Origin of the sequence: Bradyrhizobium sp. SZCCHNR1002 (assembly GCF_032381435.1) — a bacterium.
Taxonomy (GTDB): domain Bacteria; phylum Pseudomonadota; class Alphaproteobacteria; order Rhizobiales; family Xanthobacteraceae; genus Bradyrhizobium; species Bradyrhizobium aeschynomenes.
In genome coordinates this window covers 52,465-64,528 of the sequence record NZ_JAUHIS010000011.1, presented here as the reverse complement: position 1 = coordinate 64,528, position 12,064 = coordinate 52,465, and the positions used below count along the sequence as shown (strand labels likewise).

Here is a 12,064-nt window from a genome sequence, read left to right as displayed (position 1 = left end):
GAGATCACGCCGCCTTCACGTTTTCGCGCATCGAGCCGTCCCAAGACATAGGATATCCCGCCCGGGACACAACGGCCCCGACGAAAGAAGGGCTTCTCGGCGCGGGCGGCTTTGTGTCGAATCCACACGCGTAAAAATATCGGCGTGCGTCGCGCCCGACGAGGTTCCCAACCCGAGGAATTGGCCTTATGGCTCAGCATGGTGCGCCGCCGTTCTCGTGACGGCAAGGTGCCTCGTTGCTGTCACGTCGGCCGCTTCCCGTGCTGAATGTCGCTCTGATCCGATCTGCTCTTCTTGCCACTCGAGGTGATACCGATGGCCGATAACATCGTCCCGCATTTCCACAACGACGCCGGTGTTCCGGTGATCGAGATCGGCTCGCATGAGTTCATGTGCGTGGGCGCCAATCCGCCGTTCGACCATCCGCACGTCTTCCTCGATCTCGGCAACGACAAAGAGATCATCTGCCCCTACTGCTCGACGCTGTACCGCTACGCGCCGGACCTTGCCGCCGGCGAGGCACGGCCGCCGGAATGCGTGCTGAAGGACGTCGCCTGATCGGCCTGTCGTGGCACTGCGGACCGTCCATGTTGCGGGAGCCGGGATCGGCGGCCTGACCGCGGCGCTCGCGCTGGCGACGAAGGGCTTTCGCGTCGTCGTGCTGGAGAAGGCCGAGCGGCTGGAAGAGGTCGGCGCCGGCCTGCAGCTGTCGCCCAATGCCAGCCGCGTCCTGATCGATCTCGGGCTCAAGCCGCGGCTTACCGCGCGCGCGGTGGTGCCGGAGGCGGTCTCCATCATGAGCGCGCGCGCTGGCGGCGAGATCGCGCGGCTGCCGCTGGGGCCGGCTGCGAGCGAGGCGGCCGGCGCGCCCTATTGGGTGATCCACCGCGCCGATCTGCAGGCGGCATTGGCGGCCGAGGCGATGGCGCATCCGGACATCGAGCTGCAGCTCGGCTGCCAGTTCGAGGACGTCGCCGCTCACGCCAAGGGCCTCACCGTGGTGCATCGCCGCGGCAATGAGCGCCGCCAGGATGTGGCGCTGGCGCTGATCGGCGCCGACGGCGTGTGGTCGGCGGTGCGCCATCATCTCTTCCCGCAAGCGCGCGCCGAGTTCTCCGGACTGATCGCCTGGCGCGGCACGCTCGACGCCCGGCAATTGCCGCGCGACTACACCAGCGCGCGGGTGCAGTTGTGGATGGGACCTGATGCGCATCTCGTCGCCTATCCGATCTCCGCCGGCCGTCAGGTCAATGTCGTCGCCGTGGTGCCGGGGACCTGGAACCGGCCGGGCTGGAGCACCGAGGGCGATGCCAACGAGCTGAAGGCCGCCTTCGGCCCGCCGCGCTGGCCGGCAGCGGCGCGGCTGTTGCTGAACGCCGTCGATGGCTGGCGCAAATGGGCCCTGTTCGCGGTGCCCGAGGGCATCGAATGGACCCAAGGCAACGTCGCCCTGCTGGGTGATGCCGCGCACGCGATGCTGCCGTTCGCGGCGCAGGGCGCGGGCATGGCGATCGAGGACGCGGCGGTGCTGGCGAAATGCCTGAGCGAGGCCCGGCCCGACGGGCTCGCCGCCGTCGAAGGCGCGCTGAAGCAGTATGCCAGGCTGCGCCGGCCCCGCGTCGGCCGGGTGCAACGCACCGCGCGCAGCCAGGGCCGCATCTACCACATGAGCGGGCCGCTGGCGCTGGCCCGCGACATCGGCATCAAGGCGCTCGGCCCGCAGCGCCTGTCGGCCCGGCAGGACTGGATCTACGACTGGCGATTGTGAGGCGCGAGGGTCAGTAGACCGAACCGTCCCGCGGCAAGGTCGACGGCCCGCCGGAGGCCATCGGCCGTGCGTTGCGCCCGGGCTTGACCGGCTTGCCGCCCTTGGCAGCGACGGGCGCCGGCGGCGTCTCCACGCATTTGTTGCGCCGCCAGGCCTCCTCGGCGAACTGCGACTGGCCGCGGACGGCGACATAGTCGTTGCGATAGGCGACCTCGGCCACCAGCGCGCCGCCGGTCCCGGTCTCGGCCTTGGTCATCAGCCCCTGCAGCTCGGCGGTGCGTGCGGCGAGCGCCTTGCGCTCGGCTTCGAGCTGCTTGCAGTCGTAGAGCTCGTATTTGGCCGGATCGGCGAATGCCGTCGACATGCTGTCGCTCATGCCCGCGCAGCCCGCGAGCAGCGGGCCAAGGGCGCAGAGCCCTGCGGCGAGCGCGAGGCGTCGGAAGGTCGGGCGATGGCAAAGCGTGGTCATGCAGCCTCGATAGGTCAGCCGTCTTAAAACATCGTCTCGATCGCAGGCGCGGGCTGAGCGCGCGCGCCGTCCATGAATCGTTTTCGCGTGGCCAGTCCGTGCCTTACAACGGCCGCCTCGTCCAGTCCTTGCATCTGTCGGAGTCGATCTGTCGGGTCACTTCAGCTCGGACGCACTCTCAAAGCAGCTGGTGACGGCCGGATTGAGGCTTTACCAAGGCAACGTTGCTGGCCTAAGCAGAGGGTCAACCGAAGAACCTCGCACAAGCTCGTTCCGTATCGAAGGATCATGCGCTAGGTCTTTGACTCCAAAAGCGGACGTGGCGGAATCGGTAGACGCAAGGGACTTAAAATCCCTCGATGGCAACGTCGTGTGGGTTCGAGCCCCACCGTCCGCACCAGCGTCAGCACGCGGGCGCCTAAGCTGCCTGCGCGCGCGCCATCAGCTCTGCCATCGTGGTCGATGTGAAGCTTGGACGTGCCTCCAGGCGCTCGATCCAGGCGACGAGGTTCGGCAGGCCAGATGTCAGCTCCGTCCATTCCGGCGTGAGCGACAGGAAGCTCGCCTGCGGACCGGCCTGGAGGTCGGCAAGCGACAGCTGGCCGCCTGCCATGAACGGCTGCTCCCCGAGCAGCCGGGACAGCTCCGCAATGACCGTTCTCGCCTGCGGCATCGCCCGGGCGATCGCGGCTTCGTCGGTCGACGTGCCAAAGAACCGCGGCCCGACGATGCGCTGGAATATGATGACGTTGCAGACGCCCTGAAACAGGTACCAGTCGCTGATGTTCATCACCTGGTCCATCCGCGCCGCCTGCCGCACGTCATCCGGCGTCAGCGGCGGCTCCGGCAACACGCGGTCGAGATAACGCAGGATCGCCTGGGTCTCGTAGAGCACGAATCCATCATGCGACAGCGCCGGCACGCGGCCGAACGGATGCCGTTCGAGATGGGTGGAAGATCTCGAGTCGCCCGGCGCCAGCGCGGCCAGCCGATACGGCGCGCCCTTCTCCTCCAGCGTGGCCAGCACGCTGCGGCCGAACGGGCTCCCCGGCACCGAATGGACGACGAACTCGGACATGCGTTTCTCCCCCGCTGACGATGACTCGTTCACGATGATCGTTCACGACGATGATGAGTGGAGCTCGGCCTCGGCGACGTAGCGCTGCAGCAGGCCCGGCCAGCCGCCGTCGACGTCGCGGCGCATGGATGCGCCGGCTTCTTCACCCATGGTCTCGAACTTGTGGTGCAACAGCTCGATGCGCGTCGTCTCGGCACCTTCGGCGAAGAATCGCACGTCGACCTCCGAGCGCATCGTCGCATCCGGCTTCCACTGCGCATTGATCTGCCAAACCATCACGAAACGATGCGGCGGCTCCCAGAGGGTAACGGTCGCGACCACCGTCTGCGTCCCGTCCTCGGCAATCTCGAGCCAGCGGCCGCCCAGCTTGGGCTCCAGCAGCACCTTCGCAATCGGCTTGCCGCCGACCCCATGCGTGTGCGGCCACCACCGCGTCAGCCCGCCGGTGAACACCGCAAAGGCATGATCGATGGGCGCCCTGACCTGGACCCGCTTGTCTACCGGGGCAATCACGCCGCGCTCACTCATTCCCGTCCCTCGTCTCCTTGATCTGCCGATGCGTGCACTCGGCTTCGACCTTGAAAGCAAGCAGCGCGTCATCCCAGAAACTGTCGAGCCAGCCGCGCAGCTCGGCCAAGCCCTCCCGGCGCAGCGAGTAGATGCGCCGCACGCCCTCGCGGCGCTCTTCGACCAGGCCTGCGTCCTTCAGCACCTTGAGGTGCTGCGACACCGCCGGCCGCGACACCGTCATCCCCTCGGCAATCGCATGCACGGGACATGGCCCGCCGCGCAGGCGCTCGAACACCTGCCGCCGCGTCGGATCCCCCAGGACCGCGAGTGCCGTTTCGTAAGCCATGACTTACCGTAAGTTCGCATTGACGTAGTCGTCAAGAGGTTTCAGGGCAGTGTCTGCGACCGGCAGTTGCAGCGGGAAACCCGCCATTAACCAAACCGCGAGCAAGTTGATCGCGGGCCGCCGCCACACCGCCGTGGTGACGCCGGACGCGCGGGGCAGCCCGCTACGAATCGAGAGACACGATGCTGGGATTCCGCAGCCGGAAGACTGATCACCTGGACGCCTTGCCTGCGTTCGACGACGCCGCAAACGAGACGTTCCAGGATGCACTGGCACGATGCCTCGACGATTGGGCCGCCGGCCGGCTCAACCGCGACATGGCCGATGTCGACGCCGCCGCGCTACGCGCGAAGCTCAAGCCGCAGCTGATCGAGGCGATTCACCGCCTCGGCAACGCGCTCGCAACGCGTGCGTCGCAGGATCTCGATTCCATCGTCGACCTCTGCATCAACAGCAACGAAGCCTCGATCAGCGCGGCGCGCCTGATCGGCGCGTCGAACAGTCAATCGGAGCGCTGCCAGGGTCTCGCCTCGGCCTCGGTCGAGATGCAGGCGTCGGTGCAGACCATCAGCGCAACGTCGACCGCTGCGGCGAGCGAGGCAGCGGCGACGCGACGCGCCGTCGAGGACAGCGTCACCGCGGTACGCGGCACGCTGCAGACCATGAACGGCATCGCGAGTTCCGTGCGCGACACCTCGGCCAAGATCGCCGACCTCAGCGCGGCCTCGGCGGAGATCGGCTCCATCGTCGGCACCATCGACGCGATCGCCAACCAGACCAACCTGCTGGCGCTGAACGCCACCATCGAGGCGGCACGCGCCGGCGAGTTCGGCAAGGGCTTCGCCGTCGTCGCCGCGGAGGTGAAGAACCTGTCGCAGCAGACGACCAAGGCGACCGAGGACATCAAGGGCCGCATCGAGCGGCTGCAGGCGGAGATGAGCGGCATCGTCGAGGCCATGGCGGGCGGCGCCAAGGCGGTCGAGATCGGCATGACCGAGATGACCAACCTGGCGCAGACCATCGACCAGGCCGGCGCGCGCACCGCCACGGTGAGCGCTAAGATGGACGAGATCTCGGGCATTCTCGCCGAGCAGAGCGCGGCGACCGACGAGGTCGCGCAGGGCATCACCATCATCGCAGATCTTGCGACCGCCAACGCCAACGAGGTGATGTCGCTCGCGGACACCATGGGCAAGACCGACGCCAAGGTCGGCAAAATGCTGGGCGAGATCGCCAAGCTCACGCTTGACAATCAGGTGGTGCGTCTCGCCAAGGCCGACCACGTGATCTGGAAGAAGCGGCTGGTCGACATGTCGGTGGGGCGGCTGCAACTCCGTGCCGATGAGCTATCAGACCATCACAATTGCCGGCTCGGCAAATGGTACTATGGCGAAGGCGGTCAGCGCCTCGCCGGCGATGCCGCGTTCCGCCACCTCGAACGCCCCCACGAGGCGGTGCACCGCCACGGCAAGGAGGCCGCCCGCTTGTTCAGCGCGGGGCGCATCGACGAAGCGCTGGGCGAGATCAGCAAGGTCGAGGTGGCCTCGAGCGAGGTGCTGGCGGCACTCGATCAGATCAAGGATTAACCGCGCAACGCCGCTCCGTTCACCACCGGTAGCTCGCAACGCTCTTGCCGGCATAGGAGCGGGTCACGGCGGAAAACTCGCCTTCGAACGTCGCGGCGAGCGCGATGCCCTTCCGCCAGTTCATCTCGGCAGAGACCGTCGTCAGTGCCACATCACGCGCCCCGGCCGCGCCGTTCACCACGAAGCTTGCTCCGGGCAACGCCTGGAAGCTGGCCCACGCGGCAGTATCAGGGTTGAAGTCACGCGCCCATGCGGCGCGACCACGCAAGGTGAGCAGAGCATCGTTCACGGTAAAGGATTTGCCACTGCGCACGCCGAGTTCGGTCCGCGGCGACGTCACGGTGCTTGCCAGATAGGACAGCGCGAAACTGTTGGCGCCGGCGGTGACGGCCTCCGCGTAGCCGGGAAGGCGCGTGATCGTCACCTGTGCGGCCGCATAGGGCGTCAGGTCGAGGCCGCCGAACCAGGGCGTATCGAAGCGGCTGCCGCCTTCGAGACGGCTGGCGAAACTGCTGGCGCGGAAGCGCGCGCGCAGCTGGTCAATGCCCGAGATGGTGAGCGTGCGATCGGTCGTGACGTCATGCCAGCCGTAGGCGGCGGCCACGCCGACATAGGCCGGGCCCGCCATGTGCTTGATGTATGCGCCGGCCTGGAACATGTCGCTGCGCCCGGTGCCGCCGGCGGCCACGTTGAAACTGGTGGCGCCGCCCGCCAGCGCAAAGCCGGCGACGGTCGATGGCGACAGCCAGTGGTCGGCCCCCGCCGCGGCGCCAAACATGCGGCTGGTGGCGGTGCTGGATCCAACCGGCCCATTGCCGTCGGTGGTCTGGCCACCGCCGAAGCCTGCGGCCCAGGTTCGCCAACGCGCCTCGAATGGCGGTGCATGCGGCGCAGCTTGGGCTTTCAGACCGAATGTTTCACCGACTGTGCCACGGAGCGGGACGCTGGCATAGGCGTTCGCGAGATCGGTGGCATCGGCCAGGTCCCTTGCGGTCGTCTGGTTGCGGCTGCGGTCGGCGGCAGCAACATCAGTCATCGCGGTCGTGAACTGCGTGAGCGCGCGCACCATGGTCGGCCGCACCGCGGTGGCAATCTCGCCGGAGGCCTGCGTCAGCCCCGGCGCGGTCAGCCCGCCATAGACCAGCGGAATGCCGCCATGGCTATTGAAGGCGTTGACCAGCGCGTTGGCGACGTTGGTCTGATTGATGGTGAAGCCGGTGTTGGACGGAGCCGCATAGGCCAGCGCGAGATCGAGATAGACGTTGTTGGCGTCGTAGCTCAGGCTCGACTTGAATCCCGATGGCAGACCGCTGTTCACCACCGAGCCGAAGGTGCCGGTGATGCCCCCGCCGGCATTGACGATGGTGGACTGCTTGGCGACGTAGCCCCCGGCCGCAGACGACACACTGACCGTGGCGCCCGCCAGCGTCGCCGTTCCCGAAACGTTGACGCGGTCAGCACCGGCCGGGGATATCTCGACCATGTAGGACGCGGCCGCAGTGAACGTCAGACTGCCGTTCACGGTCAGCAGGCCGACTGAATTGCCGGGGGCGAGTGCGCCGCCGTTGATCATGGTGCTGCCGACGGTGCCGTTGCCGCCGAGCGTGCCGCCGGCATTCACGGTAACCGCCGAATTGGCGATCGAACCGTTCACCGACAGCGTGCCGCCATCGATCAGTGTTGGCCCGGTGTAGGAGCTGGCGGCGGTCAGGATCGTGGTGCCGGCCTCGACGCGCACCGATCGCGTCCCTGCCCCGCTGCCGATGATGATTGGGGCGAAAGTGTAGTTCGTGCCGGTATGGTTGAACACGATCTGGCTGGTGCCGACACCGAGCTGGACCGAGGCCACGCTGAGCGTCCCGGGCGCTGTGGCCGCCTCGCCGAGGCCGGCGCCGATATTGAGCGTGCTGTTTCCGCTGGCGTAGTGGCCGAGGATCAGGTTCGGCCCCGACGCCGTGGCGCCGTTGCGAATGGTGAGCGTGCCGACACCCCTGTCACCAATGAAGATGTTGGCGCCATCGGTCCAACTCGATCCGATGCCATCCACCGTGATGGCGCTAACCCCGGTGGAAGCAAGGCTCGAGCCAACCGTGGCGCTGATCAGTTTTGCGCCGTTGCTGATGGTCAGGGTGGCCTGGCCGTCCCAGCCGACATACAGATTCTTGATGATGAAGGTGGAGCCGGCGCCGTCGATCGTCACTCCGCCGATTCCCCCGGGCCAGTTGCCGATCCAGACAGTATCGCCGACGGTCACCGCGGCGCCGTTGCGGATGCTCAGCGTGCCCGTGCCATGGCTTCCGATGTCCAGTGATCCGCTGGTGCTCCAGGTCGACCCGGCGCCATCGACGGTCACCGCCCCGGTTGCGCCGGCCTGGCCGCCGATCGTGCCTTGCGTAGCGCTCAAGGTGCCGCCATCCTGGATGGTCAACGCGCCGGCGTTGGCATCGCCGACCTTCACGGCCGTGGCCTGCGCGCCGGCCGTCCCGATCACCGCCATGTGGCCGGTCGTGTCGATCGTCGCGCTGGTCGCGCTGGTTGGAACACCACCGGACCAGTTGCCGGCGTTGAACCAGTCGGTCGACGTGAGACCGGTCCAGTCGACGGCAAGGGCTGGCGTGGCCTGCACCAGGACCGTTCCCAACGCGATGGATGTTGCCGCCAGGCCTTGTGCGACAGGCAATCGGGAGAAACGCGCCATATGGTCGATACGCTCCACTGATGGAGCGCGAATCTAAGATAACTGATCTAATCAAGTATTAACTATAAGTTACAACTTTTCCGCGTAGTTGCACGGATGAGTAGCAAAGCGTTCGATGATGGGCACCGCGCGCGCCCGGTCTCGTCGAGATGTTCGTGTTGCAGCGACACGGCACGTCGCTCGCAATGACGCGAACAGATCGTAGTCGCCCGTAGATCCCATAGGTGGCGAGTGGTCAGAGTTGAGCTTGCGACCACCCACTTGCCCGGAGGATCAACAATGCCTGTCGATCGCCGGCACGGTTCGGCTCACCACCTGTAACGCGCGACGCTCCTGCCATTGTAGGCGCGGGTGACGGCGGAAAACTCGCCTTCGAACGTCGCGGCGAGCGCGACGCCATTTCGCCAGTTCACTTCGGCCGAGACCGTCGTCAATGCCACATCACGCGCCGCGGTCGCGCCGTTCACCACGAAGCTTGCGCCGGGCAAGGACTCGAAGCTGGCCGAGGCCGAACTGAAGGGATTGAAGTCGTGCGCCCAGGCGGTGCGGCCGCGCAATGTCAGCAGCGCATCATTTACAGCGAAGGACGTGTCGCTGCGCACGCCGAGTTCGGTGCGCGGCGCGGTCACGGACTTCGCAAGATAGGACAGTGCGAAACTGTTGGCGCCGGTGGTGACGGTTTCGGCATAGCCGGGGAGACGCGTGGCCGTCACCTGCGCGGCGGCATAGGGCGTCAGACCGAGGCCGCCGAGCCAGGACGGAGCAAAGCGGCTGCCGCCTTCGAGACGCGCCGCAAGACTGCTCGCCCAGAACCGCGCGCGCAACTGATCGACGCCCGAGATGGTGACCGTTCGATCCGTCGTGACGTCATGCCAGCCATAGGCTGCGGCTGCGCTGACATAGGCCGGGCCTGTAACGTGTCTGATGTAGGCGCCGGCCTGAAACATGTCGGTACGTCCCCCGCCACCGGCGGCCACGTTGAAATTGGTGCCGCCGCCCGCCAGCGCAAAGCCGGCGACCGTTGCCGGCGACAGCGAGTAGTCGGCCCCCGCCGCCGCGCCAAACATGCGGCTGGTGGCGGTGCTGGATCCAACGACCGCGTTGCCGTCGCGGGCTTGGCCACCGCCGAAGCCCGAGGCCCACATGCGCCAGCGCGATTCGAATGGCGGCTCACGCAGCGCGGCCCTCGCATTCGAGCTGAATGTGTCACCGACCGTGCCGCGGAGCGGGACGCTGGCATAGGCGTTCGCGAGATCGGCGTCATCGGCTGGACCAAGCGCACTGGTCTCATCGCGGCGGCGATCGACGGCCGCAGCATCGGTCATCGCGGTCGTGAATTGCGTGATCGCGCGCACCATGGTCGGCTGCACCGCGGTGGCGATCTCGCCGGAGGCCTGCGTCAGCCCCGGCGCCGTCAGCCCGCCATAGACCAGCGGAATGCCGCCGTTGCGGTTGAAGGAGTTGACCAGCGCGTTGCCGACGTTGGCTTGATTGATGTTGAGGCCGGTGCCGGGCGGAGCGATGAAGGCCAGCGCCAGATCGAGATAGGCGTTGTTGGCGTCGTAGCTCAAGCTCGACTTGAATCCCGACGGCAGATTGCTGTTCACCACCGGCCCGAATGTGCCGCTGATTCCGCCACTGGCATTGACGATGGTGTACCGCTTGGCGACATAGCTTCCGGCCGCAAACGACGCATTCACCTTGGCGCCGGACAATGTCGCCGTTCCCGACACGTTGACGCGGTCGGCGCTGGCAGGCGATATCTCGAGCATGTAGGACGACGCCGCGGTGAACGATAGACTGCCGTTCACGGTCAGCACGCCGATCGAATTGCCGGGCGCCAGTGTGCCGCCATTGATCATGGTGTTGCCGACGGTGCCGTTGCCGCCGAGCGTGCCGCCGGCGTTCACCATGACGGCAGAACCGGCGATCGAACCGTTCACCGACAGCGTGCCGCCATTGATGATGGTCGGTCCCGTGTAGGTGCTGGCCGCGGTCAGGATCGTCTTGCCGGCCTCGACGCGCACCGTTCGCGTCCCTGCGCCGCTGCCGGTGATGACGGGGGCGAAAGTGTAGTTCGTGCCCGTGTGGTTGAACACGATCTCGCCATTGCCGCTCCCCAGATCGACCGAGGCTGCGCTGAGCGTTCCGGGCGCTGTGGCCGCCTGGCCGACGGCTGCGCCGATATTCAGCTTGCCGACCGAGCCGGGCTGGTAGGCGAGGAACATGGTCGAGGCCGAGACGCTGGCGCCATTGCTGACAGTCAACGCTCCGATGCCGCCATAGCCGACATGGAGATCCGCGCTGTTGGTCCAGGTCGAGCCGGTCCCATCCACCGTCACGGTACCGGTCGAGCCGGGCTGGATGGCGAGGGAGCCGAAGACGTTGCTCACAGCAGCGCCGTTGCGGATGGTCACCGTGCCGCCGCCTTGGCTGCCGATGCCGAGATTGCCGCTGCTGATCCAGTGCGAGCCGGCGCCGTCCACGGTTGCGGTGCCGACTGAGCCCGATGCGACGCCGAGATAGCTGTTGCCGCCAATGCTGACGCCGCCACCATTCAGGATGGCCAGCGTCGCACTCCCGCCGCTGCCGACATACAAATCGCCGGCAGTCGTCCAGCCCGAGCCGGCGCCGTTCACCGTCACGGCACCGGTGGAGCCGGGATTGATGGCGAAAACGCTCATGCCGCTGGTGACTGTGCCGCCGTTTTGGATCTTCAGAGATCCGTTGCCGGCTGAGCCGACATACAGCTCCGATCGGTTGGTCCAGGTCGAGCCGACGCCATCCACGGTGACGACGCCGGTCGCGCCGCTATCATTGCCGACAAAGCCGTACTCATTCGTCACTGCGCCGCCATTGCGGATAGCCAGCGTACCGTTCCCGGTGGAGCCGACGAGCAGATCGGAGGTGTTGGTCCAGGTCGAATGGACGCCATCCACGGTCACGACGCCGGTCGCACCGTTATCAAGGCCGACATAACCGTAGTCATTGCTCACGGCGCCGCCATTGCGAATGATCAGTGTGCCGTTGCCGGCGTTCCCGACAAGCAGATCGGCGCTATTGATCCAGCTTGAACCGGCGCCATCCACCGTCGCGCTGCCAATCGAGCCCACATTGTCGCCGATGACGCCGAGGGTGTTGTTGATGGTGCCACCGCTCTGGACCATCAACGCGCCGGTTGCTGATACGCCGACCCTCAGATCGGTCGCCTGCGCGCCGGGCGCCCCGACCAATGTCGGGTTGGGTGTGATGGTGTCGATCCTCGTGCTGGTCGTGTTGTCTGGAACGGTGCCCGTCCAGTTGCCGGCGTTGAACCAGTCGGTCGACAGCAGGCCGGTCCAGTCGACGGCACGGACAGGCGTCGTCTGCGCCAGGACCGTTCCGAGAATGATGGATGTTGCCGTCAGGCCGTGACCGCAATGCGATCTGAAGAAACGCGCCATCTGGTCCATGCGCTCCGCTGATGGAGCGCGAATCTAGGACAACTCGATCTAATCAAGTGTTAACTATACGTTACAACTTTAGCGCGTAGTTCTCCGGAGACATCGTCGCGTCGCGCGTAGCCCGTGGTCGTAGCCGGATGAGCGACAGCCGGCGCGCGCGAGCGCG

At 66.7% G+C, this 12,064-nt stretch carries 9 protein-coding genes and 1 tRNA gene; 4 read left to right on the top strand and 6 right to left on the bottom strand.

Annotated features, from left to right (window positions below; genetic code table 11):
- Positions 1 to 315: 315 nt before the first annotated feature.
- Both QX108_RS32780 and QX108_RS32775 read left to right on the top strand, forming a co-directional pair.
- A complete protein-coding gene (locus QX108_RS32780) occupies positions 316 to 558 on the top strand; it encodes a zinc-finger domain-containing protein (protein ID WP_006611181.1) in 243 nt (80 codons plus the stop codon).
- A gap of 10 nt (positions 559 to 568) precedes the next feature.
- Positions 569 to 1,768, top strand: coding sequence for an FAD-dependent monooxygenase (locus QX108_RS32775; RefSeq protein WP_315786441.1), 1,200 nt, complete (start codon positions 569 to 571; stop codon positions 1,766 to 1,768).
- A 10-nt stretch (positions 1,769 to 1,778) separates the two neighbouring features.
- Here QX108_RS32775 and QX108_RS32770 read toward each other — a convergent pair whose 3' ends face one another.
- Positions 1,779 to 2,237: a hypothetical protein gene (locus QX108_RS32770; protein WP_315719477.1), complete on the bottom strand. Its 459-nt coding sequence runs from the start codon at positions 2,235 to 2,237 to the stop codon at positions 1,779 to 1,781.
- Positions 2,238 to 2,550: 313 nt separating this feature from the next.
- On the opposite strand from QX108_RS32770, the gene QX108_RS32765 reads away from it, so the two are divergent.
- Positions 2,551 to 2,637, top strand: a tRNA-Leu gene (locus tag QX108_RS32765).
- A gap of 18 nt (positions 2,638 to 2,655) precedes the next feature.
- On the opposite strand, the gene QX108_RS32760 is transcribed toward QX108_RS32765, so the two are convergent.
- Genes QX108_RS32760 through QX108_RS32750 form a run of 3 tightly spaced genes read right to left on the bottom strand, consistent with a single transcriptional unit; the run spans position 2,656 to position 4,171 of the window.
- Positions 2,656 to 3,315, bottom strand: coding sequence for a glutathione S-transferase family protein (locus tag QX108_RS32760; RefSeq protein WP_315786438.1), 660 nt, complete (start codon positions 3,313 to 3,315; stop codon positions 2,656 to 2,658).
- A 42-nt stretch (positions 3,316 to 3,357) separates the two neighbouring features.
- Positions 3,358 to 3,843, bottom strand: coding sequence for an SRPBCC family protein (locus QX108_RS32755; RefSeq protein WP_315786436.1), 486 nt, complete (start codon positions 3,841 to 3,843; stop codon positions 3,358 to 3,360).
- Entirely contained in the window at positions 3,836 to 4,171 is a 336-nt protein-coding gene (locus QX108_RS32750; protein ID WP_315786434.1) for a metalloregulator ArsR/SmtB family transcription factor, read from the bottom strand. The genes QX108_RS32755 and QX108_RS32750 overlap by 8 nt, the downstream gene beginning before the upstream one ends.
- A 182-nt stretch (positions 4,172 to 4,353) precedes the next feature.
- Between QX108_RS32750 and QX108_RS32745 the strand changes: the two genes are divergently transcribed.
- Positions 4,354 to 5,757 carry a methyl-accepting chemotaxis protein gene (locus QX108_RS32745; RefSeq protein ID WP_315786432.1) on the top strand — a complete coding sequence of 468 codons (1,404 nt, stop codon included), beginning with the start codon at positions 4,354 to 4,356 and terminating at the stop codon, positions 5,755 to 5,757.
- 19 nt (positions 5,758 to 5,776) lie between these two features.
- Here QX108_RS32745 and QX108_RS32740 read toward each other — a convergent pair whose 3' ends face one another.
- Together QX108_RS32740 and QX108_RS32735 are read right to left on the bottom strand one after the other, a co-directional pair.
- Positions 5,777 to 8,383 carry an autotransporter domain-containing protein gene (locus tag QX108_RS32740; protein ID WP_315786430.1) on the bottom strand — a complete coding sequence of 869 codons (2,607 nt, stop codon included), beginning with the start codon at positions 8,381 to 8,383 and terminating at the stop codon, positions 5,777 to 5,779.
- 380 nt (positions 8,384 to 8,763) lie between these two features.
- A complete protein-coding gene (locus tag QX108_RS32735; RefSeq protein ID WP_315786428.1) occupies positions 8,764 to 11,898 on the bottom strand; it encodes an autotransporter domain-containing protein in 3,135 nt (1,044 codons plus the stop codon).
- Between the last annotated feature and the right edge of the window lie 166 nt (positions 11,899 to 12,064).